The sequence below is a fragment of the Parvularcula oceani genome (genome assembly GCF_000733125.1).
In the GTDB taxonomy this organism is placed as follows: Bacteria; Pseudomonadota; Alphaproteobacteria; order Caulobacterales; family Parvularculaceae; genus Parvularcula; species Parvularcula oceani.
This window is the reverse complement of the sequence record NZ_JPHU01000017.1, coordinates 1-26,223: the sequence shown is the minus strand read 5'-3', so window position 1 is coordinate 26,223 and position 26,223 is coordinate 1. Positions and strand designations below refer to the sequence as shown.

The following is a 26,223-nucleotide window of genomic DNA, read 5'->3' as shown; positions in this document are numbered from 1 at the left end:
CTCATCCTTACTCATCCTGAACCCCCCTACGGGTGCTATCCGGTGAAGATCTTTTCGATCACAATAATACCGTACACGGCTGAAAGCCACCATCCAGTTGCGACGACATCAACCTTGGCTCGGTTTAGCTCCTCAGAGAGTTCACCGTTCTCCCGGAAGTTATCGGATGCACATTCGATTAGATCGTCTACAAGTATATGATTCCAATCTTCTGTAGCCTTAGCCGAAGGATCGGCATCATCTTTTCCCTTATGATATGCAAGTCGCTTATCGTAGTAGTCTTTGAATAGCTTTGGAACCGCTGGGTAGTGTAACCCCCAAACTGTAAAGACCCGCGCAAGTCTGAAATATCCTCGCCCTAAATAGCTGGCGGCAACGACGATCGGATAGACCTTCGCCCAGTCAAAGAAGTTTAGAGGCCAGCTGATCCCGACCAGAGCGTTGTACGCGGCCGCACCGAAACCCCCTGCAATGCCAGCTGGTACACTGGCACCGCGTATGAGAGCTGCCCGTCGATCAAGCTCTCGGTCATGACGGGTTCGATACCACTCTTCTCGGTCCATAACGATTCAGGGGGCGAGAGCAGCACCTTCGCCCCCTCCCCTTGTCAAGTGTCGCCGGCCATGTGGTCGAGGTTGTTCCTCGTCCGGCTGTCCGGGTTCGTCCGAAGGTGCGGCTTAGCGTTGCCGCGCCTCACGGAGTGAGCGTTCGACAGCTCTCCCCTATCAGCCAACTCCATCGCCTTCTTTATTGAGGTGAACCGCTGATTGCCTTCAAGTCGGACGTGCGTGATGTCACCCTCGCTATCGGCTCGGGCGCCGACGACCTTACGTTGCTTCGACACAGCGAAGCTCCTTTCGCAATGCGTCCGCCGGTTGTCGCGCCGCACCACTTGGGCGAAGACGCCCTCGCGTTGGATGCGCACAGCCGACTACCGGCGGACTGAACTTCGGCCCAGGACCACCCCGGGCCGTGTCCCATTATAGCATAGTCAAGCGGGACCTGCGTAGTCTGGCGACGCTAGGCCTAGCGTCGCCAGGAAGACTTATCCACAACACCTAGAAGGATCACACGTGGCGCGGGTAGATTGATGACCGTTGCGCGTGCCGGCGGAAGAGCGCTCGCTACGGACGTAAGTGATCGTCTCAGCCCTGCCGAACGCAGTGCCCTCATGCGCCGCATCCGCAGGGCGGCCCCGAAGCACAAGATGAACGCCCGCCGCGCGACGCACCGGCTCAGCTACCGCTTCCGACTTTCATCGCCACCATCTCCCCGGTTTGCAGCATGTCTACGGACGAGCTTCTGGTTGCGATGCGAGCGGGCGTGACGATCCTGGTCGCAGGTGACCCAACCGGCGCGGCGTACGCCGCGTGGCTCGAGGCCTTCAACGAGGCGTGGGAGTAGGCCGAGGGCGCGGAGCAGGACACCTGGCGTTCCCTCACGCCCCCTCGGCGAGCAGCTGCACGCGGATCTCGCGAGCGAGTACGTCTGCCAGGAGTGAGGGTACGGCGTTGCCGAGCATGCGCTGCACCTCGGTCCGTCCGCAGTCGAAGGCGATGTCGTTGGGGAAGGTCTGAATGCGGCACAGCTCGCGGCTCGACAGCTTGCGGCTCGTCCAGTGGAACGGTCCGATGGCCGAGCCCGGCTGCGCCTGGATCGTCCAGGACGGCATGCGCTTAGAGAGCTTAAGGAGGAAGGACCAGTAGCGAGCTCGCCAGCCGAAGAGGCTCAGGTCCCACCACGTGGTGTGTACCAGAGGTAGTTCTCGCCCCCGGGAATCGAAGGCAGCAGCGCCGCCCATCTCGAGCCCCGGCTCGTTCGGCCGGTCGGGAAGGTCGCCGAGAGCATCCCACGCCGTCCGCCACGGCTCGCGGTCATCGAGCATGTCGAGCTTCGCAGGGTCCGCGTGCGTCAACTCGGGGAAGCGGAAGGGTACGCCGCCCCGGCTGCCGATGAGGAACACGCGCTCGCGCAGCTGGGGCACGCCGTAGTCGACGGCGCGGGCGGCGAACATTCTCCTACGCAGTCGACGCAATCGGTTCAGCGAGGGACTGCGGCAGCAGCGCCTCATCCCACTCGCAGATCAGCGGGCAATGGTCGCTGAGCTTGTTCCCGACCCAGTTTGCAAAGCCGCCGACCTCGAAGCGCTCGCGAGCAGCCCGCCAGCTCTCAGGCTCGAAGAGAAAGTCGATGTGATAGCGCGGGCCGTTCTCGGTTCGGTCGCGCCAGTAGATCGTCGGCGCCTGCTCTTCGCCGAAAGCTTCTCCGGTCGCATCGTGATAGACCGAGCGGTGACCGAGTGCCGCTAGACGCTCGACATGACCGCGGAAGTCACGTGTCGGATGACCCCGATCCCATAAGACATTGTTGTTGAGGTCGCCGGCGAGCAGCGCCCCGCGTTCGAGCATCGGCGCGTACCGGTCGAGGGCAGCGTGAAGCGGCGCATCCGTGCCGACGCTGCGATGGTTGAAGGACCAGGCAGCGATCATTTCGAAGGTCACCGGTCCCGCCACCTGCACGGGAAGGAAGATGTCGTAGAGCCGCTCCTCCTCCTCGATGCGCTGGACGCTGTAATCGCCGAAGCCAGCGACGAGCAGGCCCTTGTTCCGGCTGCCGCCCTCTTTCGTCACCCAGCAGGTCGAGACGTCGCTCAGCTCGACGCCCTTCCTCTCGAGCACTTTCGGGGCAGCGGCCTCGGGAAGAATGGCGATGTCAGGACGGAGCGCCGTCAGCGCGTGCCACTTCCTGTCGAGCGCCATGGCGCAGTTCCAAACGACGAGTCTCATGACGCGGTTGGTAGCCGGTCTGGCTTACCGCACCGGAAAAGGGAACGGAGTGTTCTTAGAGATCGGGCTTGTCGAGGATCCGCAGGTTATGGGGATTCAGACCCCACCGCCGCCTGCGCATCGGTAGAAGCCTGCTCCCAAACCTGGCGTCCCATAATTGAGGTTAACAGAGACTAAAGACGAGATGAAGCGACGGAACACTCTCGGTTCTTCCGGCTCTCTGCCACCAGCCAGTGCATATGACCACTTCTCTGAGCTGTGCGCCCCCTGGAGAGGTGACCTCTCTCATCTCCCAGCCAAGTCGAGCGCTCGCTCAAGCGTCCGAGGCCGATACCCCCCAGGATGGCGGTCCCAGCGGGTGCGTGCCTCTTCGGAAACCGCCTCGGCCGAAACGGGACCGTCCCGCCAGTGGTCCTGGCCGGTCATGTGGTGACGCCAGGTGAGGCGGGAGGTGAAGTCTGCGAGAGGGTCGGGATGGGTGAAATCGTCGATCTCATCGCCATCGAACTCCAGGCCAAACTGCCGGGCCTCCGCGATCATCCACAACAGCGGACCGTCCGACAACTGCCGCGAGCTTCTCTCCCCGCCTCCGACGCAGCCGTGATCGCCCGGAAACCACAGCTCCTTCAAGCTGTACCCCTCGCGCGGCTTGGACGGCGGATGCATTCGCGTGACATCGAAGACTTTCCGCCGCTCGTCGACGGCGACCGCATGTCGAGCGTGCAGCACGTGCGAGCCGAGCTTGAGGTCGTGGAACTCGTATTTCTGTCCGAACCAGTCGTCGATCGGAAGGAAGGGCACTGCGTCAGGCACGCCGAGCGCGCCGACAGTGTCCCAGCATCCCAAAAAGGTGATCTTTGGCGGCGCATCGTCCTCGAGAATCGCGTTGGTTTGACGAAAGTTTTCGCACTCGTCATCAGTCGGATGCACTTCGCGGTCGCGGTAGAGTTCCATCGCGCGAGGGATCGCCCGCACCTTGTTGCGCTTGACGATGCCGCAGCAGTAGATGAGCCCAGCCAAGCTGCGGACGGTGTAGGCGCCGCGACTGAAGCCGAACAGGAAGATCTGGTCGCCCGGCTCGAAATTGAGGCTGAGGAACCGGTAGGCTTCTCGGACTTCGGAGTCCAGGCCATGACCGAACGCGCCCTCGGTGATCTTGTCGACGGGATTGCGGACGCCGACGCCAGCGTCGTAGTAGACGACCTGCGTCGTTCCGTCCTCCGCAGACGGAAGAACGAACTGCGCGATGCGCTGCACGTTCGTCGGCCAGTCATTGTCTAGACTTTGCCACGTTCCGTCACAGCAGACGACTAAACGTTTCATGTCACCCCTCCTGTCGGCTGCGCGGAAGGAAAGAACCTCTGCGTCCGCGATGCAACTACTGCTTGCAGTGCGCAGCATATGGCTGAACGATGGTGTGCGTCCGCGGATCGGGGATGCTGCTCAAGGGGGGAGGAAATGTGGATTGTCGCTCAAGGCGCTCGGTTGCTCGCGGGGGCTGAACTCGCCGCGGTCGTGCCTTTCATTGACGAACTTGCGCAGAAGCGGGCTGAGGGCGACCTGCGGACCACGCTGGGGGCGGTCGGCGGAGAACATCCAGGCGCGGCGCTTGCAGAGCTTCTTGCGTCAGTCGACGACGAGCGGCTCGGAGCATGGCTGAAGCCCCACCAGGACATTGAGCGGCTGGAAGCCCCTCAGAGAACCTTGGGGTGGCCCCGGGGGGAGCCGACTGCCGGCAGGACGGGTAGCGGTTCCGGCACCACTCCCCTGCCCTTAGGGCTCAACCTGACGCTCAGGCCATCGGGCGGCGTCTTCCTCATCATCGACCCTGCTGGTGACGAGGATCACGCCGACGCCGCAGAAGGCGCGAGCGCTCGCTTGGTGATGTTCGGGGGCTTCGGGGCCGGCATCTCGGCGCAGCCACGCCAGCTCTTAGGCCCCGATCGCTCCGCACTCGGAGCCACGATCGAGGGGCGAACCACCGAGACCGCGGAATGGTCCATTGCCGTGTCCGAACCGGCTCTGAGCGCTGCGGGCGTCGCCGTACGGGTTTTGTCCGCACTCGATGCGCGACCAGACGATCTCGACGCGGTCCAACGCCAGCTCTCCACCGACCTCGGCGGTGTCAGGATCGGCGGGTTGACGCTCAGGCGCGAGCGGCGTTTTGCCGCTTCCGGTTCCATCACCGTGCCGGTGCGCCTCAAGGCAGGGACGATCAGCCTGTCTGGTCAAGCGGCATTCGACTCCGACCGCATGCTGCGGCTCGAGATCACCTTGAGCGAAAGCGGCGGTCTGCAGGCTGATCTTCGCTCAGAAGCTCTCTTTGGGAGGAGTGGCGGGATTGGTGTGAAGACCACGCTTGGCCTCTCCTCCTTCGAGACAAACAAGTTGCACGAACTGCTCAGCATCTTCGACCGCAGTGCCACAGCGCTCGTCGAGGTCGAGCGCTTCCTGAAGCCCGGTACCCTGCTACGAAAACACATTGAACGGCTACTCGAGGAACGCCTCGGGGGATCCGATCTTCGTGACCTCCTCGCGGCCCGGCTCGGCGTGCCGGGCGAGGCCGTCGTCGCCACGCTGGCAAAGGGACTGACCAGGCTACTTGATGATGCTGTCGACGTCTATGATCTCGCGGCAGTGCCAGCGTTGAGGGGCCGCCTCACCGAGGCGATAGCAGACGAAATCGTCGGGCCCGTCTTCGACTCTGTGGGCGAGGTCGTCACCGATGCACTCGATACACTTGAAGAGCGCTTGAACCAGGCTGTCGGTGACCTCTCGGTCGAGGCCCGCTCTGCAATTGGTCCGGACGAGAGCAATACAGGCGCAGGAACGGCTTTACACCGCTATCTGCGCGCAGCGAGGGCAACGCTTAGCCGCATCCTCGACGCTGCCAGTGAGGATGTCACGATCGCTCTCACCGTCAGCCTTGCGAGAGAACGCCGACGGCAGCACGAGGAGGTGGCTTTGGCCACCTATCGCTTCGAGCGCGATGCCGCCTCGCGGACAGCGTTCCAGAACCTCGTGTCAGATCCGGCCGCAGCGGTCTCAGGCAAAGCAGGCATGGCCGATCACCTCACCCGGTCGGTCCTGAGACAGCGGACGCAACGGGCGGAGACCAGCTCCTGGTCTCTCTCGCTCGCCACGATCGGCATCAGCGGCGGAGGCGAGCAGCTCGTCGACGTCCAGGCCGAGCGGACGCTCGATGGCATCACGATTCTCGGGCGGGCCGAGATCGAGCGGCGGGCCCGGTCCGGCAGGAAGACCCGAAAGATCGAGCTGAGCAATGTGGCGAGCTTCGCCGGTGCATTGGCAGGCATAGAGGCGGCGGTTGCCAGTGCCGACGGCCTCCGTGTCCGCCTCTCGCACCTCGGTGAGCGCAACCTGACCGAAGAGGATCTTTCGGACTTTCTGCGACCTCTGGTCGGCATCGGCGCTGCGGGAGAGGAGCAGGTCGCCGATGCGCTCGCCAGCCTTGCGCGACAGCGGTCCACCCTGACACCGCGCATGCGCCTGGCTGGCGACATCGCACTGGAACTCGATTTCGGCGAACGCGCCTCTGAGGGCCTCTGCCTTTACGCAGCGCGCTCACCTCAGGACTTTCGCCGTGTCGTCGCCAACGCCCTTCTGCGCCATGACGAGCTACTGGTTGCAAACCTCGGCGCGCTTCTCGGGGCAATGCGTGACGGGCCCGACACCGCGCCTGGTGCCGACCTGCTGCTCGACCCCCCACAGGAAGCGCTACGCCGGTTCAGGAGGAGTGCCTCTCCCTCCGAGCGTGCCGCTCGACGAGATGTGTTACGAGATATCGAGAACGCTCGCAAGGCCGTAACCGACATGCTGCGAGCATTCTCTGCTGCCGGTAGACTTCTCGAGCGAGGCGACCTTGGGGCGGAGGCCGTGCGGGAGGCTGGCGATGCCTTCACTGCGCTCAATGAAAGGTGGATCCAGCCGATGGTTCCGTTTCTCACAATCGACCGCCCGAGCCGGACGACGATCATTCTTCTCGATGCTCTCACACGGCTTACCGAACGGACAAGTGGCGAGAGGCCCCTCTCGTTGATTACGATCACCACGGAGAATGGCCCCAGCCATTTCGCTGCCTGAGCGGGCAAAGCCTGCTACCCTCACGCCTCCCAGGCTGGAGGCTGGTTGCAGGTCATTCACGGCTCCCGCCTGATAGCGGGCCAGAGCGTACATCTGTCCGCGGCAGATTGCAGCGAACTCCGGCTTCGCGTCTGGCAGCCGATCTTGACTGCTGCTCCGCTCCTGCGCCTGAGGGAAGACGCCCAGCTTCACCTCCCCTTCGGACCTATCGGAGATCCTCCACTCAATGGTGCGCCGCCCTATTCCGCAAATGGCAGCATGCCTGATTTGCCTATCGCGACCTGCCGCGCCTAACCTGCCGCAGAGGTTGAAGGGGGTGCGGATGTCAGCCGGTTCTAACGAGATAACGGAAAGGCATCCGAATTCGTGGCGTATGCTTATCGCCCCAAGCCTTTATGCAGCTGGTCTGCTTCTCATCTTCGCCCTGCTCGTTATGAACGTCGACACGGTCGTCGACGTTCATAACGCACGCGGCGAGAACGATCACTTGCCAGAAGTCGCTCGACGGGGACGTGCACTGATCTTCTCAGCTTCTGTGATCGTCAGCGCTTCCCTCGGCGCTGGCCTCCTCGCGGTCTCGTTTACCTACGTCACTCAGAATATGCGCGAGGACGAGCTGCCCGAGAGCAATCTGTTCCTCCTGCTGCTTGCTGCCAGCATTTCCTTCGTCCTGACGATAGGTAACAGCAGCGAGATGCTAAGAGGGGTGGAGAGCATCGCAAGCCCCGGCTCCGAGGTGGCAACCACCTGGCGATTCACAAAGGCCGTTGAACTCAGCAATGGCATTCATATGGCGGCGAGCACCAGTGCCGTTCTGGTGATCTTCATGCTCGCCTACGCCGATCGTCGACCGCAGAGCGGAACGAAGTCTCAGCACCAAGAGAGAATTAGCATGCTGATATCACTGGCCGCCCTGCTTCTGATCAGCGTCCTGATGTTCGACCGCGCTTACCTGAGCTGGGCACTCTCCGATCTTCTCCTGAGAGAGGAAACAGCGACATCTGCGAAGCTTTACGTCAACGGGGTATGCACGCTCAACGCACTGTTTGAGAGCCTGCTCCTGCTCGGAGCCTGGCTCGGTGCCGTCCTGCTGTCGGACCGCATAGCTGCGTGGTCGACCCCCAAGGAAGTCATGGCTGCCCTGCGCAGAAGCGATGGGCTTGGCATCGGCGCCTCGCTCGGTCCCCTGGTGGTGGCGCTGGTTCTCCAGGCAGCGACCGGGTTCTCCGGAGGCTAGCCCCCTCGCCCCGGTGCGCCAGCCGCCCCGATACAGACGTCTTCGGACAGGCCGTAGCGCAGTGAGCGAGAGATCAAGATGTTGCCCTTCTGTCCTCCCGCATAACGCGCCCTCAGGACGTGGACGGGCCCTTCGCCGTCAGCGGCAGCGAGTTCCATGCGAAGAGTGTCACCGGGATACCTCTGTGTTAGGGGGGCACTCTCCCCCAGCGCTCGTGAGAGCGCGCAGGTGAGTTGTGCCGCACGAAGGTCCAGAAGGGCAGCGGCCTCGCCGACGGTCAGAAACGGTCGGTTTGCAGCATGGCGCTCTGTCCCCTTTACCTTTCCCGTGGGATCGGACAGCAGGTCGTCCCGATCTCGCCAATCCACGATTAGGAAAGCGGCTGCTCTTGCCTGCTCCTCATCGAGAAGCTCCCCGAGCTGAACAGCTAGTTGCTCTGCTGATTGCGTATTCAGCGTCGCAACGGGACCGGGAGTGCCCTGCCGAACTCGGAAGGCTCCCTCATCGACAACCACCTCGACGGGCTCACGACCTCGCTGTTTGGCGAGCATCAGCGCCGCCATGGCATTGCGCGCAGCCCCCCGTTCGGAGGCGACGGAGCGGTCTGCTTTACCGGCCGCCAAGTCCGCTCGAAGAAGCTCGGTCGCGGTCGTAAGAAGAACTGCGAGCAGCATGGCCGTCCAGAGAACGATGAGCAGCGCGGCACCTCGCTGGCGACTAGGATTGTCAATCGGTCCCATAGTTTTCCAGAACCGTGAGGTTCCTGAGGTCGCGCTTGAGATCGAGGAGAGCCTCGTCTGCTTCACCGGGGGTCCGGACAATCTTCGGCGTCAGGAAGACGATAAGTTCGGTCCTGCGCCGGGCCTGGTTCTGCGACTTGAAGAGGTTCCCGGCGAGCGGGATCTGGCGAAGTACCGGCACGCCGGATTCCGAATCCGTAACGGTCTCGCGAATGAGCCCTCCAAGAGCGACCGTGCTGCCGTTGAGCACGTTAACCGTGGACTGGAACTGACGCTGTTGAATCGTCGGCGTGTTGATGCCCTCGGTTCGCGTCGGCGCCACCTCCGACACCTCCTGCTGAACTTCGAGCACCACCATATCGGACGCGTTGATGCGCGGCTTCACCTCCAGGATGACGCCCGTCTCGCGCAGCTGGACGGTAGAGACGATCGGCGCATCAGGATCGACGATCGCGACAGCCTGCTGGGTGACGATCGGCACCTCGTCGCCGACCTGCAGACTGGCGATCTGGTTGTTCTGGACCATGATGGACGGCGCGGACAGAACGGAGACGTCGGTCACCGAAGCCAGAAGGTCGATCGCGATTCCGGCATCGGTGCCGTCGAAATAGGTGGCAGTGAGGCCGGGAAAGACAGGGCCTACACCGCCGCCGGCATTGTCGGAGAGCGTCGCGGCGCCTTTCCCGTCTTCGAAAAAGTACCGAATGCCGAAACGCAGCTCGTCATTGAGCGTGACCTCGGCGATCGTCGCTTCAATGAGAACTTGCGGTGGCAGCACGTCCATACGCTCGATCAGGTTGACGATTTCCCGATATTCGGACCCGGTCGCGCGGACGATCAGGGCGTTGTTGAGCACGTCCGCTACGATCGAGATCCCTCGCTCTGCATCGAGGATCGGCGTGATAGGCGCAGCGCGTGCAATCGGCTCCGGACGCCCCGGGATCTCACCAGCGGTGCGGATGAGGCCGCCTCCCCCTTCGAATGCGGCTTCGAGCTGGCTGGCTAGAGTGTCAGCCGGCGTGTTCTGGACGAGGTAGTAGTAGAGGCGTCGCTCATCGCCGGAAGCGGGACGATCGAGGCGAGCGATCCAGGAGCGGACCTGCTCGAACTGATCGTCGGTCCGCGTCAGCACGAAGAGCTGGTTGAGGCGCGGCAGCGGGATCACCTCGACGAGTTCCGCAGCGCTGCCGGCGGTGGCCCGCAGGAGAGGAAGAAGCTCCGACTGGACGTCCGCTGCTTCCGTGTAGCGCAGTTCGAACAATCCGAATACCTTGTCGGTCAGCTCCGTCGTGTCGAAGAGGCGCAGCGCCTCCTCCACCCGCGCAACGTCGGGAGCAGGTCCGCGGAGCATGATCAGCCCCCGCGTGTCATCGGGTGTCACCTGAACCGTCTTCGCGGTGAAAGGCTGGACGAGACTGACAAGACGTGAAGGAACAGCGTTACTGATCCGAACGACGGTGAGACCGTAGCCGACGCCGCCTCGGGGGACGGTCTGACTGCCCTGCTGAGCGCTTTCCAGCCGGGTGAGGAGGAAGCCAGATTCTCCCTCGATCAGTGTCAGGCCCGAGGCTGCGAGAACGGTTTCCAGATTGCCGAGAGCTTGCCGCACCGGGAGAGGCTCGGGTGAGGTGAGGGTGATATTGCCGTCGACTGCGCTCGCGACGGCCACCGGCTCGCCGAGAGCTGCACCGATGACAGTCCGGGCAACATCGACTGCCGGTGCCTCGACGAAGTTGAGCTGGAGTTCAGAGACGAGATAACGGCCAACGTCCTGGCCCGGCCTTAAGACTGTCCCTTTGCGTGCATCTCGGTAGAGAACCCGATCCTCCTGGTCGCCCAGCCCTGCCTCCGCCGTCTCGCTAATCTCCTCAATCGAGTTGGAGCCGGCGGCGAGGTCAGGCGCTTGCTGTTCGAGAACAGGATCGTCGCGCAGCGGCGAGCGCTCATGCGGTTCGCTCGCACAGGCGCAAGCCGACACCAGTCCGCTGGCGATCGCGATCGCTCGATGTGTTCGCACGGTACTGCCCTGCCCGTTCCCTGACGACATAAAACCACGAGGAGAGCCGGAGCGTAAGCCCATATGCTCCGTTTCCTCGCTCTCCCCGATTAATATTGCACGCCTTGCGCCGCAGCGTCCGGAAGGCTGAGCCGCACCGTGCGCTCGCCGTCCGAGAACAAAGCGGAGCGCGCATCGATGCCGGTGAAACGAAAGCCTGCCGCGGAGTCTCCGGCTCTCAGCCATCTCAGCGAGCCGCCATGGCGCGCGAGCAGCACAGGCTCGGTGTCAGCAACGATGATGCCTATGATCTGTACCCGGCGTAACGCCGCGGCTGGATCGGGGGCTGGCGGCGGCGGTGGCGGAATGTCTCTCTGGGCAGGTAGCGCCATGCGGTCGAACCGCGCCAGAAGCAGATCGAGGTCTTCCGCATCCGGCAGAACTGGCCGCACCTTAGCAGCGTCCAGAGCGTCCTGCTCCCCTGAGCGCGACCCTGCCGGCACCGGCAGAACAGTGCCCAGGCCAATTGGCAGCCCGAGGACGAACAGCACCATTAGCCACCTACTCATCGGCCCCCTCGCCACTTCTTCGCGCGATCAGAACGATCGCTCCGTCGAGCGCAATGACACGGCCGCTCGCCTCCGGCGCTTCGAACCGCAGGCGCTCGACATGAACGCCGTCGCTCTGAAGGGCTTCGAGCACCTCGTGGATGCGGCCTCGCGGCGCGCGGAGCGCAAGTTGAGCGCGAAGGAAAACGAACGGCTCCTGTTGTGCGATCTGCACAGCAGGCTGGACCACCACGTCGCTGCCGATCTCGGCCAAGCGCTCCGACATAGCCACGAGCAGCTTCTCAGCATCGTTCTGCGTCGGCAGCCTGTCGTGCCCGTTAGTCAGGCCTCGCAGGCTGGCTGCTCTCCCTTGCTCCGCTCGGCTGAGACGTTCAACCAGATCCTCATTCCGCATATGAACGAACCGCGCCTCCGCCAAGGACGAGGCGAACGAGTTCACACACACAAAGCCGGCTCCCACGGCACCGGAGGTCACGGCGGCCAAAATCAGCCATGCAGCTGCAGCTTGCGCCATATGAGAGACCCCATGCTTATTCACCATCGCTCGTTCCTTTGTAAAAGAACGCCTCCCATCCTGGCCGCCGTTCGTCCCGCGCCTCGAAGGAACCGGCTGAGCGGAGCGAATCCGTATCAGCGCCGACAGGCAGGTGTCCCCGGAGAGAGATGGAACCGTCCTCGACGATGAACTCGGTCAGCATCGCGTCCGGCGGCAAAGGCGAGGCGCCCAACCAATCCCTCAACGTTCGCAGCGTTCGATGGTCTCGCTCCACGGCTAGCGCATTCAGTCGGTCTCCCTCGGCCTCCACTGCACTCAGCTGAGCTAGAAGCCGGACCTGTTTCTGCCCGGCAGCGTCCACCCAGCGGTCGGTATAGGTCACGGCTCCCACGAACATGCTGACGAAGAGCAAAGAGGCGAGGACGGCGGGCGAGGAGAAGGTTCGGGTGCCAAGATGCCTCTCCTTTTCCCGTCGCGCGAGAACGACGTGCCGCCCGTCCTGGGAAGCGACTACAGTTCCGCCGGCCAGCGGCAGTGTCCTTGTCGCGGATTCGACTGTATCGGCTTTGGCGATCGCGACCGGCACCCAAAGCCGCCCCTCCTCCGCTTTGACGATGCGTCCGATCCCGAAACGGGTGTGGCTCCGGGGCACCGGCGAAAGCTCGTCCAGGCGGAGTTCAACTGCCTCCTTCGCCCGCCGCGCTCCCGCCGCAGGAATTGACAGTCCGGTCCAGAAGGCATGGCATCCCTCGAGCCTCACCTCTACCGGGCGCTGCTGCTCCTCAGCCGATAGCGCTGTTCCGAAGATGACGACATGCGGCGTCGCAGGCCGTACCCGCTCAGCGAGGGGAGCGGGAAGGCCGTAGGCGAGGCCTTTACGCCACCAGCGGAGCGATCGGCGGAGCAGTCTCCGTTGTGTGCTCATTCGGTCGCGTTCCGGCATGAGCGGCTCACGGGGTCAAACGCGCAGATCATGGGCATCTCGCTGTCGATGAACAGGTGGAAACGCAAGTTGCGGCCATCTCCGCGGCGCGCCTCCATCTGCACGAGACGGGGTGGCCGGTTGCCGTTCCAGACGCCATGCCAGCGGGGCGCCTGTCCGCCCTTCTGCCCCCAATAGGTGAAGCGCACTCGCTGCAGGTTCGGCGCCAGTGCATCTGCGAAGATGAGATCCTCTCCGTCAGTCAGGGAGGTCACCTGCAGGCGAAGGCCTGCATTCCCCTCGAGCTCAACCCGATCCAGCTCCCCGTCACGAGCGAGGCTGACGAAGGACAGGCTCCGAGGCTCGCCGGCGAAGCCGAAACGCTCTTCGGACACCCCGGTCCAGACGGCCCTGCCAACGAGATCGCGGAGTACGCGTTCGGTCGTGCGTATCTCATCACGCCCCTCGAGCGTTGAGGCGACAGAAGCGGAAGCGCGAACAGATCCCTGAATGGCGGCGGCGAGGACAACTGCCAGCAGCGCCAATGCAGAGGTGGCGATCAGCACCTCGGCAAGGGTCAAGCCCCGTTGCCGGCCAAGGCTAGTCATGGGATTCCACCCAGACGGTCAGTGTCTCGCCGGATGTCGATGTCAGCGACCATGCGGCGAGAGCGCCCGGCGGAAGCCAGCCGTTCTGGCTGGCGGGATCCGGAGCGGAGACAAGTTCGACGGCCGGATGAGCGAGCCGCACCTGGGCCGCGGGAACACCCGCGCGGAGCATGGCCTCGGCGTTGCGAAGACTCAGACCCTGTTCATAGATCGTGCCCGATCGTGCCGCAGCTCTCACCGTCGAGGCGAGCGTGGCCGATGACGCGGCGACCACAGCAGCCGCGATGGCAGCGGCAGCGAGCACCTCCGTGAGGGCGAAGCCGCGCTCACTCGGCACGGATCCGTCCTGTATAAGCCTCTATCGAAACCACCTTTTGGATCTCGCCCCGCCTCAGCACGACGGAGACAGGTTGCGCATATCCATCCGGGTAGAAGGTCAGAGACGTCCCGGCACTGCTGGACAGGGAAACGCCGCGAGAGAGCCGCACGTCAATGCCGAGCGCCGTTGCCGTATATCCATCTGTGGCGAGTTCGACTGTCATTGCCTCTCCCGTGGCGCGCGCCGCGGTCGCGACGCGGGAGAGGTCACTGGCGAATCGGTCCGCAGCACCGCGAACCGTCATTGACGATCCGTTGCCCTGCAAGGCGAACCCGACGATCCCCGTTGCAGCAGCCAGTACGGCCAGCACGATCAGGAGTTCGAAGAGCGTGAACCCAAACTGATGCTCAGCTCTTGGTGAGGTCCGCATCGTCGCCCTCGCCTCCTTTCTCACCGTCACGCCCGAGAGTGGAGACAGTGAAAAGCCTGCCCTCGTCGTGAAGATCATAGTGATAAGGTTGCCCCCATGGATCAGTCAGGCCTGTAGCTTCACGCAGATAGGGGCCGGTCCACAGCGATAGGCCTTCCGGACGCTCCACCAGCGCCGTCAATCCCTGCGCCTCGCTTGGATATTCACCGATATCGATCGCATAGAGTTCCAAGGCAGTGACGATGTTAGCCAGTTGCGTTCGCGCCACGTCGGTTCTGGCTTTGCCAAGGTAGCCGATGACCCGCGGTGCCACCAGTGTCGCGAGGAGGGCGAGGATGGCGAGGACTATAAGAAGCTCGAACAGCGTCAGCCCGTGCTGCTGCACTGCGCGTCGAGGTTCCCGCACCTGTTCTTCAGTAGACCGCATCATTCAAACTCAGCACACCGGTCATGACCGAAGCGATCACGCCCGCCGTCAGGAGGCCCATCAGGGCGGTCAGTACAGGGCCTGTCAAGGCAGTGGCTTTCTTCAAACTTGCAGTGACCTCGGCTTCACAGGTTTCAGCGGCCTGGAGCAACATCTGTCCAAGGCGCCCTGTCCGCTCCCCGATCAAGACGAGTTGGAGAGCTTCGTCGTGAAGCAGTGTCTCGCGTCCCAGAGCTGTCGAGAGCGGCAGGCCGGAGCGGACGGCATCCGCAGCATTGGCATGGCGCCGTCGCAAGACCGGAAAGGTCAGGCCCTGGCGCGCGAGAGGAAGAGCCTTGGCGAGACCGCACCCTCCGGCTGTCAACGCTCCCAGAGCCCGACAGAAACGGGCCGCTTCACTCCGGGCGAGAATGCGACCCACGAAGGGCAGCCGGAGCAGCAGACTATCGAACGTGTCGCGATAGGCGCGGCGAGAAGCGACGCAGACTAGGACCAAGAGCAGGGCCGCCAGAGGAAAGAGTGCTCCCCACTCTCTCACGAAGCGGCCGGCAGCCAGGACGAAGCGGGTCTCGGGAGGCGGAACGGCGGCAGAGCCTGCGAATACCGCCTCGAACTGAGGCAGGACGAGGTGGGCGAGAAAGACAAGGGTCAGGAGGATCAGCACCAGGAGTGCCGCTGGGTAGACCAGCTGCCCGATGATGTCTCGGCGGAGCGCGACCTTTCGTTCAAGCTCCTCCGCGAGGCGCGAGAGTTGCTGTGCGAGTGTACCTGTCTCCTCGCCAACAGCCACCAGCGCCAGCAGCTGCGCAGGAGGGGGGGAGGCGAGGAGCGCGAAGGAGGACGATAGATCCTGCCCCGAGCGCACGCTCGCAAGCAGGGACCGGGCAGTGGCAGCCTCCTGCGCCTCTCCTCGCCCCATCAAAGCCAGCGCATCAGCAAGCGGAATGCTTGAGCTCAGCAATTCGGCCAGCCGCTTGACGAGTCGCGACTGCGTCGTCACCGGCATCGACGCCGTCCGTCGACCGAGACGGATCTCGCCGCGTAACGGCTTGATCGAAAGCGGTCGCAGCCGATCGGCGGACAGAGCGTCGATGACGGCGCGTTCGCTATCCGCCTCAACCCTGCCGCGAATCACCGCTCCGCCGGCCGCTTCGGCCACATAGGCGTAGCGGGTCATGGGGCAGTCACGGGCTGACCCAAGACCCGCGCGGCGTCGCCCGCCGCAATGAGGCTGGCCTGGGCTTTGGACCACGCGTCAGCGGCGATCGGCACGAACTGGGAATCTTTTTCGCGCAGGACGGCTTCGGGTGCGCCTGCTCTGATGGCCTCCGCGACGCTGTCGTTGACGGTGAGCGCTTCGGCGACGGCGACACGGCCACGCCGCCCGGTCTCTCCACATGCACCGCACCCCCTGCCGGTGCACGCCGTGCAGAGGCGGCTGACGAGCCGCTGGCTGACGACGCCGTTCAAGGTCGCGGCCAGAAGGTAATCCTCAAGACCGAGGTCGCGTAGGCGCGTAACCGCCGAGGGCGCATCGTTCGTGTGCAGAGTCGACAGCACCAGATGTCCGGTCAAGGCCGCTTGCACGGCGATACGTGCCGTCTCGATGTCACGGATCTCCCCCACCATCATCACGTCCGGATCGTGGCGCAGAAACGAGCGCAGCTGACTGGCGAAGGTCACGCCGATCGCGGGATCAATTTGGCTCTGAGAGATTCTCGCCAGGCGGTATTCGATCGGGTCCTCGACGGTGAGGATCTTCCGGCTGCCGTCAGCGAGATCCTGAAGGAAGGTGTAGAGCGACGTCGTCTTGCCGCTGCCGGTCGGCCCAGTCAGCAGGACGAGGCCGTAAGGCCTGTGCAGGAACGACTGGATCGTCGTCGCTTGCGCTTCCGAGTAGCCAAGACTTGCGTAGTCCAGCGCAACGCTGGAGCGGTCGAGGAGGCGCAGTACGGCACTCTCTCCGTAGTCGGTCGGTACGGTCGAGACGCGCAGGTCGATCTTCTGTCCCGCAACGGGGAAGGTGAAGCGGCCGTCCTGGGGACGGCGGCGCTCGGCGATATCGAGGTCAGCCAGGATCTTCACCCGGCTGACCACCGCAAGCCCCTCCGATCGCGACATGCGGCCCGCTGTTCCCAAGACGCCATCAACCCGCGACCGGATTGCGAAGCCGCCCTCGTGTGGCTCGAGGTGTACGTCAGATGCGCGTCTTGCGCTGGCTTCGGCGATCAGAGCATTGACGCGCCGAACCACCGGCTCGCTCGACGCCATATCGGCAAGCCACTCCGCATCGAACGCCACGTCGGCCGTCTCGGAAGAGAGCACCTCCGAATTGTCCATCGCCTCGACAGTAAGAAGCAGCGCTTCATAGCGGGATGCACTCAGGAGTCGTATGATCAACTCCCTTCCGAGCGCAAAGGATGCGCCCTCCTGGACTCCGCTTTCGAACGGATCGACCAGCCCTATGACTGTCTCGCCTTTTTCTCGCAGGAGGAGGGCCCGGCCAGCGCGCAGGAAGGCGGTGCTGCACCGATCGTCTGCATAGGCCTCAGAATGCGGTTCAGCGATTGGCAAACCGGTCTCTTTCGCGAGTGCAGCGGTCAGTGCGACCTCGGTCATCAACCCCAGGCGGCACACGATCTGATCCCAAGGCTCGTCCGTGGATCCAATTAGGGCCTCCACCCGCGTCCGGTCCGGGTCCGTGAGGAAGCCCTGCCCGACCAAACCGCTCAGGAATGCCGTCACGCCTTCTTGCACAATATCAGTCTTCCGCTGCGTGCTCCAAGCCTCTCTCGGACGTGTCGCCGCTCCCTCAATCAGGTGCTCCGGGCGCAGCATAAGCGGGCCCTTGGCCTGCCGCTCTCGAACGGGTTGCATGGCTCCCAACGCCGATATCGCGGCAGGCCCCGGACTGCCAAAGCGCCTCCTCTAGTCGTCCCGAGGCTGCCCCTCGTCAGTCGCCACAATGTTCTGCACGAGCATGTTCCAGTGACGAACGCTACGGTCTAGGTGGTCGGCCTCCGCCCGGAAGGCCGCAGCCAACGCCTCACGTTCTTCCGGAGGCAGATCACTGTAGTTTGCGTCAAAGAAGTCCGACAAGCACTTCATGTAAGCCGTGCTCTCCTTCCTGTACTGCACGTGAACAGCCTCGAGGCGCTCTAGCTCCGACTGGTTCGCCACTGGCTCGGAAAGCTCAAGCTCCCGCGGCCGCTCGCAGCCGTGCTGTCCGGCCGCTTGCGCCGCGGCCGGCCCGCCTGCGCCAAGCACAAGGCAAATGACCCCTGCACCCATCACTCGATTTCGCATCTCGCACCCTATCCCTGCCACGCACAATTATGGTTCTTCGATTTCCATCTTGCAACCAGTTTAGAATTCGCGGATGGTTGTTTCCGGGAACATTGGGCGAGGGCAAATCCTTGGTGAACGGACGGTGGATCCGCTCGAGCGGGGGCGGTCGGCTGCGGGCGCGTCTGCGCTTCAGCGTCATGAGTGGTACGGCTCTGATGTCGCTCCATGCCTGCGCGGCGCATGCGCAGGATGTCGTTAGCCACGGCTATGATGCCCTAGGGCGGTTAATCTCAACCGAGTGGCTTCAGGGCGGCACGAGTAACGCCTGCGATCCGGCGAAGAGCTTCCGCTATGATGCGGCCGGCAACCGGAAAGAAGTGGCGGTCGTCGGGGGCCCCCATCTCACTGTCGAAAATGCTTACACTCCAGAAGGAGGGTTGCTTCTCTTCGCCGTCAAGCGAGGGGGCAAGGAGGCACCCGTCGCTGCGAACTACACGATCAGCGACGGCAGCGCCAAGCATGGGACGAACTATTTTGGCTCCAAGACCGGCAGCATAGAATTCACCGAGACCGGCAGGCGAGTCATTGGTACCGATGGGAACGACGTGCTTATCGGGTGCGACGAGCCAAACTGTGTCATCGTCGGCCTCTCCACAAAGGTTGATGGTGTCTATGCGGATGACCTCACGCTGGAGATCGAGCTCACGGACCAAGCCCCCAATTGCGTTCCGGGTGGCGCGAAGACCGTTGCGATCGGTGCGATCGGGAACACTGATGGGGCGCCAAGCTTCTTCGTCGACGACCCGAGAGCGACGGAAGGCGGTGAGTTGATATTCACGGTCACCTTAGACCGTGTCAGCTCGGTAGAGCACAGGGTCGATTACGAGACTCAGAACCACCCGACCGTGTCGAGCGACGACTATACGGCGACCTCGGGCACTCTGACCTTCCCGGTCGGGCAGACCGAAAAGGAAGTCAGGGTGGCTATCACCCAAGACGAGATCCACGAGGGAGTCGAGTATGTTTACCTCATGATCGGTTCTCCGACCAACGGCGCCATGATCGGAGATGATCACGGAGACGGCCGCATCGCGGATGACGATCCGGTGTCGGTGCGCGTCGGTGACGATAGCGCTCAGGAGGGGGGCTCGCTCGAATTCACGGTCTCCCTAAACCGCTCCAGTTCGAAAAGTCACAAGATCGACTTCGCAACCAGCAACTCGACGGCGCAGGCTGGTACGGACTACGACGCCGAGAACGGAACGCTCACCTTCGCTCCAGGCGAAACGGAAAAGACTTTTGCTGTAAATGTCCGGCAAGACACCGTCTATGAAGCTACCGAAGTCTTCAACGTCAACCTGGCGAACGCGACCAACGGACTGGGTATCTCGGACAGCCGCGCGATCGGCGAGATCGTCGATGACGAAAGTGTACCTGCCTTCCGCGTCAGCGATCCGTCGGTCTCAGAAGGCGGACAACTCGCCTTCGAGATCACGCTGAGCGGCGACAGCGCATTGAGCCACAAAGTAAACTTTGCCACCGCGAACGCATCCGCAACCGCCGACGACTATGATGCAAAGTCGGGGACGATTACCTTCCCCCCTCACACGAGTTCTCGTAACGTCACGGTGCAGACGCGAGAGGATAGCGTCTACGAAGGCAATGAGACTGTCCGTCTGAACCTAAGCTCAGCAACCGGCGGCGCGACGATCGCCGACAGTCGCGGAGAGGGGCAGATCCAGAACGACGACCCTGCGCCGAAGTTCGCGGTCAACAACCCGTCAGTCACCGAAGGCGGCAGATTACGCTTCACCATCACCAAAACGGGTGCGACGCAGCGCGATCATCACATCAGCTACGCCACCGCCAACGTCTCTGCCACGGCCGGGAGCGACTACACCCAGCGGTCGGGCAGCTTGGGCTTCACGCCGACTACCACCTCCCGGGTCGTCGAGGTTCCGACTCAGCCCGACAACAACTGGAGCGAGGGCAACGAAACTCTCGAGCTGCGCCTCTCCAACGCCACTGGCGGCGCGACGATCGCCGACAGCCGTGGCTTGGGCACAATCAAGCAGCCGCCAAACGACCCGCCGGTCGCCAGGAACGATTCGGTGACTCTGACGCGTTACCAAGAGGCTTACAGATATGTCATCGGCAATGATTCGGACCCGGACGGAGACAGCCTGACCATCACGTCGGTGACGCAGCCAACGAACGGAAGTGTCGCACCTTCCGGCAGCGGATCGATCTGGATCTGGGCGAGGGAATACGGCGTTTCAACCTTCCGCTACACCATTACCGACGGCAAGGGAAAGTCCGACACCGCCACGGTGACACTGACGGTTCCTCCTCCCTCTGGGGGCGGTGGTGGTGGTGGTGGTGGTGGTCAGCCTCCGATCGTTCTCCAGTGAGGGCAGTGCCCATGACCGTGTATGACTGCTTGTCGGAAGCAGGCTCCCGTTCCTCCCTTCGTTCAGGGGCGGTGCTGGGCGCTGACTCCCTAAACCTCGCTCTTTCCCGGTGGTGGGAAAGCAGTGGCACGGACGCCGAGACGTCGGATTGTACTCTTCCAGGTCGTGACGAAACACTCTCGTCCGGTTGCAGCGCCGGAGCGGCGACGGCCAAAGTGTTCGGTCTCGCTTCGTCCATCGTACGAACCACCGCCCGCTGATCGAGGCCGTTAGTGTTCTCAGCCATTACCCGCCCGCCAAACCTTGTCGCCCCGCAGGACGAGATGCCGATGCCCGCCACCAGACGTTCGAAACCTTCACTGTCCTGCGCCGGCGCAACGCTGGCCGCTCTTCTTGCGTCTGCAGCCTTGGCAGCCGGGGTCTCCGGTTCGGCTGCCGCGCAGGAACTGCCTGGCTTCGAGCGCCTGGAGGGGGCTCCCGTGACACCGTCGGCTGCCTACTCTCGCCTCGGCTCCAGCACCACCCATACGGATGGGCAGACGGCGGCGGAACAGGCCGATGTGCATGTCTCGACGCTGGCCGACAACATCTGGCGCTCGGCCGACACGCCTGAGGCGTTCATTCGCGACGCCCATGCCTATGTCCTGAACAATGTCGGGACGGAGTTTCGCTTCGGGTTGGCGAAGGGGGCGAATGCGACGCTTCTGGACCAGTCAGGGACGGCCTTCGACCAGGCGAACCTCCTGCAGAAGCTGCTGATCGAGAAAGGCATCGACGCCAAGATCGCGATCGGGATGCTCTCTGTCTCTGTCGCCAACGCTGCCTATTGGGCAGGTCTCGAGGTTGCGCCCGCATCAGGCAATACCTCGCTCCAGATCCGCGAGGATGTGCTCTGCCGAGCCTTCGCCGATGGCGGCATTCCGATCGCCATGCAGGGGGGCGCTGCCCTAGACTGCAACAGGACCCAGCTGCTTTCCGGCACGAGTCAAATTCAAGTCGGCCACGCCTGGGTCGAGACGGGTGGCGGAAGCGCCTCATGGGATCCGAGCCTCACGATCGCTGACCGCTCGCAGTCCTTCAATCCGTGCATGGAACAAGGCGTACAATGCGCAAGTGCGGCCAAGGCGGCCCTTGGAAGCCCCTATTCGTCGACCGAATATCGCAACGTATCCTTCGCCGATGTGGACACAGCCCTCAATGGGAAGTCGATGGAACTGATCGACATCCTGAAAGGTCAGCCCGACTGGGGTTCCGCTGCCGAAACCTTCGGCCGAAGGTCGGACCCTGCGGCCTTCGCAGCTTGGGCGGAGCCAGGTTCGGGCCCCGGAGGGATCTATACCAAGGCGAGCGGTTTTTCAGCCGCAGTCGGAGACATACCGGATCAGTTCCGAGTCAAGATCCACATGAATTTCGCAGGCGTCCTGCCGGCAACTCTCTTCCTTGACGAAGTCTACGGCCAACGGCTCCGCATCGTCACCGCCTCCGAGATCGATTATCGCGCAAGCAACCCCTCCCAGCTTCCGAGCCTCTATGTCGGGACGAAGAAAATTGCGGACGGAACAGCGGTCAACTACTCCATAGCCGGAAACCGCTACCTTCACTACGCTGTCGACTTCCCTTACGCCGCAGGAGGCGGCGCATACGGCGACCTTGTCCAGACGTTCCATCCTCGGGTCTGGGTCCAGAGATACAATGGCGGAGAGCAGGACTGGGAGCGTGGAAGTGACGGGCTCCCCCTCCGTTTTCCTACGGTCATTTCACTGATCGCGCAGCCGGGGCGCGGCGGAACTGGCCTCGAGACCTATTTGCAGCAGCAGCTTTCTTCCGAGAGCGATCATCAAATCGGTTGCAGCACCGCCACTTGCCGGAACCGGATGCTGCTCTGGGAGGGCCGTGACTCTACGCTGGCGGCTCAGAAACTTCACAGCGAGACCGGCTCGCTTCTTCGCCTCCAAGAAGGCGTCGCCAATGTCAGTATCCGCCAACATGGTCAGTTCGGCTTCATCGAAGACATCCGCGGGGAGCAGCGCGGCACTCCTGTCACCCTGATCAGTCGGACCAGCCTTATCGACCATGAGGGTGACGCAGCCAAAGAGGCCGCCAACTTCGAGACGCTCAGCTTGTTGGCCAGTGCCTTGGAGGGAGGAGCTATCCGGCGCCACTATGCTGCGCCGGATGCGGTCTCCGCCGTCAGCCTTTTCCGGGTGGCGACGGCGAAGGGGCAGAGCCTGGTTCGGCTTCGGACGAGCAGCGATCTCGGGCAGCTCGGCAGCGGCTACACCTCTCTGCACAGGCAGTACCTCAGCGACCTCCTCTCCGCGGGTTATGATGTCATCGTTCCGAGATCAGGTGAGGTGGGACGGTCCGTGGACGGGTTCGACTACCAGTTTCACTACATCCCGGCTTATGTGTACGAGCCGGGAGCGCGAGTCTCGAGTCTCGTCTACATGAATGCCGGGCTCACCAGCGACAACACGTTCGCGGTCAGGAAGGGCGGAGGAGCCGGCGTTCCGAGCGGCGTCGACCCTGCCAAGGCCGCCCTCGAGGCGCATGAACTCCAGCAGGATCCGGAGGCGTTCGACTTCCGCGCCGAGATTGATCCTGCGAGCGGCGCCCTGAACCTTCCTATAGGTGCGCCGTTGGTCACTGGATCCGGAGAGTTTCCGATGTCGCTGGCCTATGGCCTGTCCTATGATCTCGGACCGACCCGCTCGACTCTGGATTTCGACAAGTCCAAAACCGTGGAAACAGGTACGGTTGAGACAGGATTTACGAGCACCACAACCAACACCACGACAAAGCTCGCAGGCGTGAAGCAGAGCGTCGAACTGTCTGCAACCATCACCAGCGATACCCAGCGAGGCCTCGGGAGTGGCGACGCGATCGGCGCAGCTCGGCTTGCACTCGCTATCCGCATGCTCAACGACCTGAACACGGGGTCACCGGACTTCGCCGATCGGGTTCTGTCGATGGCAATCGCCGCCTGGTTCGACGGGGCCCTCTACGAGAACGCGGTCAATGTCACTGGCGGCCCTGCTCCCGGAAGTTATCTGAAACTGCCGGACGGCTCTTTCGAACCGCCTGTCGGGACTCTTGCTCGCCTGACGCAGACCGGTGTGCCGAAGCTTCCTCTCCAGCCTCAGCAGTACAGCTTCGACTACACTGACATCTCCTTCCGTCTTGAATCGAAAGGCGGCGACATCATCGACTTTACCAATGTGTCGAAATCCTATCCCATCTCCGAACGACGCTTCTTCGGCGACCGGTGGAAGTTCCGATCCGGAGTGGAAGTTTATTACACTTGGGACAATGGCGGCCTTCTCCGCCACATGGCGAACTCCATCGGCCGATCGATCACCGTCAGCGTTAGCGAAGACGGCGCTTTCATCAATGTTGCCGACGACAGTGGGCGCACCGTTGCGTACGAGACGGACAAGAAGCTGGAGGCAAGTCGGGAGACGGTGCCTGGCCAGCGCAGCGACCAGATGATTCAAACGACGGTCAACATCACGAACCTGTCGATGATCACATCCTATCGGGATGCGGCCGGGGAGTCGTGGGCCTACACGCCCGCCCTCGCCGGTACGGCAGACGAGTTCCTCTACGTGCCGACAGTCACCGAGCTGTTCAAGCCGAGCGAGCCGACGACGCCGGCCTCAACTATCGCCTTCAACGACCTCGGGCAGGCCGTCTCAATCGAGGATGAGCTCGGCTCCGTCACGAGATCTGCAGTCCATGGCGTGGGCGCAGGAGAAAGCCGGATCCGAACCGTCTCGATCGATCCCCTGGGGCACGAGAGCACAGTCATCACAGACCGCCGCGCACGGACTACGAGGCACATGGATGCCCTCGGCCGTATGGAAACGATACACCGCAACCATCTGGGCCTGACCGACCGCGAAGTATCACCAGGCGGTCGCATCATCGAGTTCGGCTACGATGCCTATTTCAACGTCGATCGCGAGACGCGGATCGCCAGCGACACTCCGAGCGACCGGATCGAAGTCACGAGAGTTTACGATACGACCTTCGGCCGCCATGGCGACGTGCGCCAGATCACGGATGCGCGGCAGGGCGTTTACAACATCTTCTACTACGCTCATGGCGGCATCAGGACGATCCTGCGGCCGACTGTGGACGGCCGGCGTCCTGAGACGGAATATCGTTACACCGCCTACTCGTCCGTCACGCCGGATAATGCGTTTGTCCAGCTCCTCTACTCGCCGCACCAGTTCCATCTGCCGACGCGGATGATCAATGCGGAGGGCGAGGAGACTTGCTACGAGTACTGGAACCCCCATGCGAGCGGCGTCAGCTCTTCGAAGAAATTCGACGTGAGATCGGTGACCTTGGGCTGCCAGGATACCGCCCTCTCTTACCGCACGTCCTTCAATCAAGATGCGGTCGGCAACGTCATCGAGATCGACGGGCCCCGCAGCGACGTCGTCGACATTTCGGTCGCCGAATTCGATGCCCTGCGCCGTCCAATCTACGTGCGAACCGCCGACCCAGACGGGAGCGGTCCACATGGAGCCCCGGTCTCCGTCAATGTCTTTGACGAGGACGGCCTCCTCATCAAGACCTGCCTGCGCGCGCGGGACACGAGTCTGCCTGCCGATCTCGTCGGCTCCTGCAGCAACGCGAACCATGCCAACCAGAACTTCTGGATCGTCACCACCTTCTCCTACGACGAAGTCGGCCGCCCCTCCTCGGTGACCGATGCTGACGGTTACGTATCGCAGACGCGTTACGATGCGGAAGGCCGCGCCATCGTGGCAATCGATGCGGAGGGACGAAAAACACGAACGGTCTACGATGCTGCCGATCAGGTCACGAAGGTGATCAGAGGCTGGCGAGGGAACGACGGCGGTACGGGCGCCACCCTGGACTGCGCCGCCATGCGCACCCAGTACAACGCAGCGGCCGATATCCTGCAGAGTTGTTACAGGGAGCAGGATCATACGCTGTCGGGCCAGGTCGACTGGGTGCGCGATGCGAACGGCAATCTGACGGACTACGCCTATGACGGCCATGATCGCCTCAAGCGAACGACTTTCCCTGACAGCAGCTTCGAAGAGCTGACCTACGATGCAAACGGCAATGTCAACATCAAGCGCACCCGCGCGAATGATAAGATTGAATATGTTTATGACGCTCTAGACCGGCTCGAGAAGCGCATCGTTCCGGTCCGAGATGATAGCGACAGTAAGAACTTCACCTTCGGCTACGATCTAGTCGACCGAAAGGTTTTCGACGAGCACCGCGGCGTGCAGCAGCGCTACGCCTATGACGGAGCGGGACGGCTGGTGCAGAAATGTCACCACAAGCCGACTGCGTTCTCGAGCCTCGACGACCCTGACTGCGAGATGTCCGTCTCCTACGCCTACGATGCGGCGGGCAACGTCACTAGGATGACCTACCCTGACGACTGGAGCGTAGACTTCGCCTACGATGCCCTGAACCGAATCATCGCGGCGAATGAGGCACCCCATCGGGTCGATGGGACAGATGTGCCATCTACCCTCTACGGCGCTCGCGGCGAGCTCCTGTCGGTCGACTACGACGTGCTTTCGCGGCGCAAGACACTGTCCTACGGCAATGGCGTGAGCGCGAGCTTCGACTACGAGGATCGGGGCATGCTCTCGGGACTCGGCGTCGCCTTCGGCAGCGGCGAGTCGGCTGCGTGGTCGTTCACCTCGAATGGGGTGGGTCAGCTGCTGACGAGCGCGGTGAACGACAACCTGCCTGCCCTGCCCTCCGGCGGCAGCGCCCTGCTGTGGACGCCGCAGGCTGCCGGCGCGGCGTTCGGTTCGGTGGAGTACGATGCGAACGCGCTCAACCAGTACGACAAGGTGGGCCCTGCAGCGCCGGCCTATGACGCGAACGGCAA

The 26,223-nt window shown here is 63.0% G+C and carries 19 protein-coding genes; 4 read left to right on the top strand and 15 right to left on the bottom strand.

All coding sequences use genetic code 11. The features are described from left to right. Positions 1–35: 35 nt before the first annotated feature. The 5 genes from IE88_RS18285 to IE88_RS0114660 form a co-directional block, all read right to left on the bottom strand. Complete coding sequence (locus IE88_RS18285) at positions 36–563, bottom strand: hypothetical protein (protein ID WP_156032637.1); 528 nt, start codon at positions 561–563, stop codon at positions 36–38. Between the two features lie 44 nt (positions 564–607). Beyond that, complete coding sequence (locus tag IE88_RS0114680) at positions 608–844, bottom strand: DUF3892 domain-containing protein (RefSeq protein ID WP_031555933.1); 237 nt, start codon at positions 842–844, stop codon at positions 608–610. Between the two features lie 594 nt (positions 845–1,438). Next, a complete protein-coding gene (locus IE88_RS16775) occupies positions 1,439–2,014 on the bottom strand; it encodes a DNA cytosine methyltransferase (RefSeq protein ID WP_051882327.1) in 576 nt (191 codons plus the stop codon). Between the two features lie 4 nt (positions 2,015–2,018). Beyond that, positions 2,019–2,786, bottom strand: a complete 768-nt coding sequence (locus IE88_RS0114665) for an endonuclease/exonuclease/phosphatase family protein (RefSeq protein ID WP_156032636.1) — start codon at positions 2,784–2,786, stop codon at positions 2,019–2,021. Between the two features lie 285 nt (positions 2,787–3,071). Continuing rightward, on the bottom strand, positions 3,072–4,109 hold the full coding sequence (locus IE88_RS0114660; RefSeq protein WP_031555931.1) for a DUF2235 domain-containing protein: 1,038 nt from the start codon (positions 4,107–4,109) through the stop codon (positions 3,072–3,074). Between the two features lie 135 nt (positions 4,110–4,244). On the opposite strand from IE88_RS0114660, the gene IE88_RS0114655 reads away from it, so the two are divergent. Together IE88_RS0114655 and IE88_RS0114650 are read left to right on the top strand one after the other, a co-directional pair. After that, a complete protein-coding gene (locus tag IE88_RS0114655) occupies positions 4,245–6,890 on the top strand; it encodes a hypothetical protein (RefSeq protein WP_031555929.1) in 2,646 nt (881 codons plus the stop codon). A 322-nt stretch (positions 6,891–7,212) separates the two neighbouring features. Further along, a complete protein-coding gene (locus IE88_RS0114650) occupies positions 7,213–8,127 on the top strand; it encodes a hypothetical protein (protein ID WP_162178361.1) in 915 nt (304 codons plus the stop codon). A gap of 726 nt (positions 8,128–8,853) precedes the next feature. Here the strand turns inward: IE88_RS0114650 and gspD are convergent. From gspD to IE88_RS0114595, 10 genes are all read right to left on the bottom strand, one after another. Further along, the gene (gene gspD, locus IE88_RS0114640; protein WP_162178360.1) at positions 8,854–10,884 is read right to left on the bottom strand and encodes a type II secretion system secretin GspD; all 2,031 of its coding nucleotides are present in this window, start codon (positions 10,882–10,884) and stop codon (positions 8,854–8,856) included. An 89-nt stretch (positions 10,885–10,973) separates the two neighbouring features. Continuing rightward, positions 10,974–11,417 carry a hypothetical protein gene (locus IE88_RS18425; protein ID WP_031555916.1) on the bottom strand — a complete coding sequence of 148 codons (444 nt, stop codon included), beginning with the start codon at positions 11,415–11,417 and terminating at the stop codon, positions 10,974–10,976. 7 nt (positions 11,418–11,424) lie between these two features. Then, on the bottom strand, positions 11,425–11,973 hold the full coding sequence (locus IE88_RS0114630) for a hypothetical protein (RefSeq protein ID WP_156032634.1): 549 nt from the start codon (positions 11,971–11,973) through the stop codon (positions 11,425–11,427). Then, positions 11,963–12,853, bottom strand: coding sequence for a hypothetical protein (locus tag IE88_RS0114625; protein ID WP_156032633.1), 891 nt, complete (start codon positions 12,851–12,853; stop codon positions 11,963–11,965). Before IE88_RS0114625 ends, IE88_RS0114630 begins: the two co-directional genes overlap by 11 nt. Then, positions 12,850–13,416 (bottom strand): hypothetical protein, encoded by a 567-nt coding sequence (locus IE88_RS0114620; protein WP_156032632.1) that lies wholly within the window; start codon positions 13,414–13,416, stop codon positions 12,850–12,852. The genes IE88_RS0114625 and IE88_RS0114620 overlap by 4 nt, the downstream gene beginning before the upstream one ends. A gap of 34 nt (positions 13,417–13,450) precedes the next feature. Next, on the bottom strand, positions 13,451–13,795 hold the full coding sequence (locus IE88_RS0114615) for a prepilin-type N-terminal cleavage/methylation domain-containing protein (RefSeq protein ID WP_031555906.1): 345 nt from the start codon (positions 13,793–13,795) through the stop codon (positions 13,451–13,453). After that, complete coding sequence (locus IE88_RS0114610) at positions 13,785–14,207, bottom strand: pilus assembly FimT family protein (RefSeq protein ID WP_031555904.1); 423 nt, start codon at positions 14,205–14,207, stop codon at positions 13,785–13,787. The genes IE88_RS0114615 and IE88_RS0114610 overlap by 11 nt, the downstream gene beginning before the upstream one ends. After that, the gene (gene gspG / locus IE88_RS0114605) at positions 14,185–14,637 is read right to left on the bottom strand and encodes a type II secretion system major pseudopilin GspG (protein WP_202900519.1); all 453 of its coding nucleotides are present in this window, start codon (positions 14,635–14,637) and stop codon (positions 14,185–14,187) included. The genes IE88_RS0114610 and gspG overlap by 23 nt, the downstream gene beginning before the upstream one ends. Further along, positions 14,621–15,811: a type II secretion system F family protein gene (locus IE88_RS0114600; protein WP_031555899.1), complete on the bottom strand. Its 1,191-nt coding sequence runs from the start codon at positions 15,809–15,811 to the stop codon at positions 14,621–14,623. The genes gspG and IE88_RS0114600 overlap by 17 nt, the downstream gene beginning before the upstream one ends. Further along, on the bottom strand, positions 15,808–17,379 hold the full coding sequence (locus IE88_RS0114595; protein WP_162178359.1) for a GspE/PulE family protein: 1,572 nt from the start codon (positions 17,377–17,379) through the stop codon (positions 15,808–15,810). Before IE88_RS0114595 ends, IE88_RS0114600 begins: the two co-directional genes overlap by 4 nt. A 674-nt stretch (positions 17,380–18,053) precedes the next feature. On the opposite strand from IE88_RS0114595, the gene IE88_RS0114585 reads away from it, so the two are divergent. Together IE88_RS0114585 and IE88_RS0114580 are read left to right on the top strand one after the other, a co-directional pair. After that, positions 18,054–20,333 carry a Calx-beta domain-containing protein gene (locus IE88_RS0114585; RefSeq protein ID WP_238319322.1) on the top strand — a complete coding sequence of 760 codons (2,280 nt, stop codon included), beginning with the start codon at positions 18,054–18,056 and terminating at the stop codon, positions 20,331–20,333. A 329-nt stretch (positions 20,334–20,662) separates the two neighbouring features. Beyond that, a partial coding sequence (locus IE88_RS0114580; RefSeq protein ID WP_162178357.1) for an RHS repeat protein occupies positions 20,663–26,223 on the top strand: 5,561 nt, incomplete at its 3' end.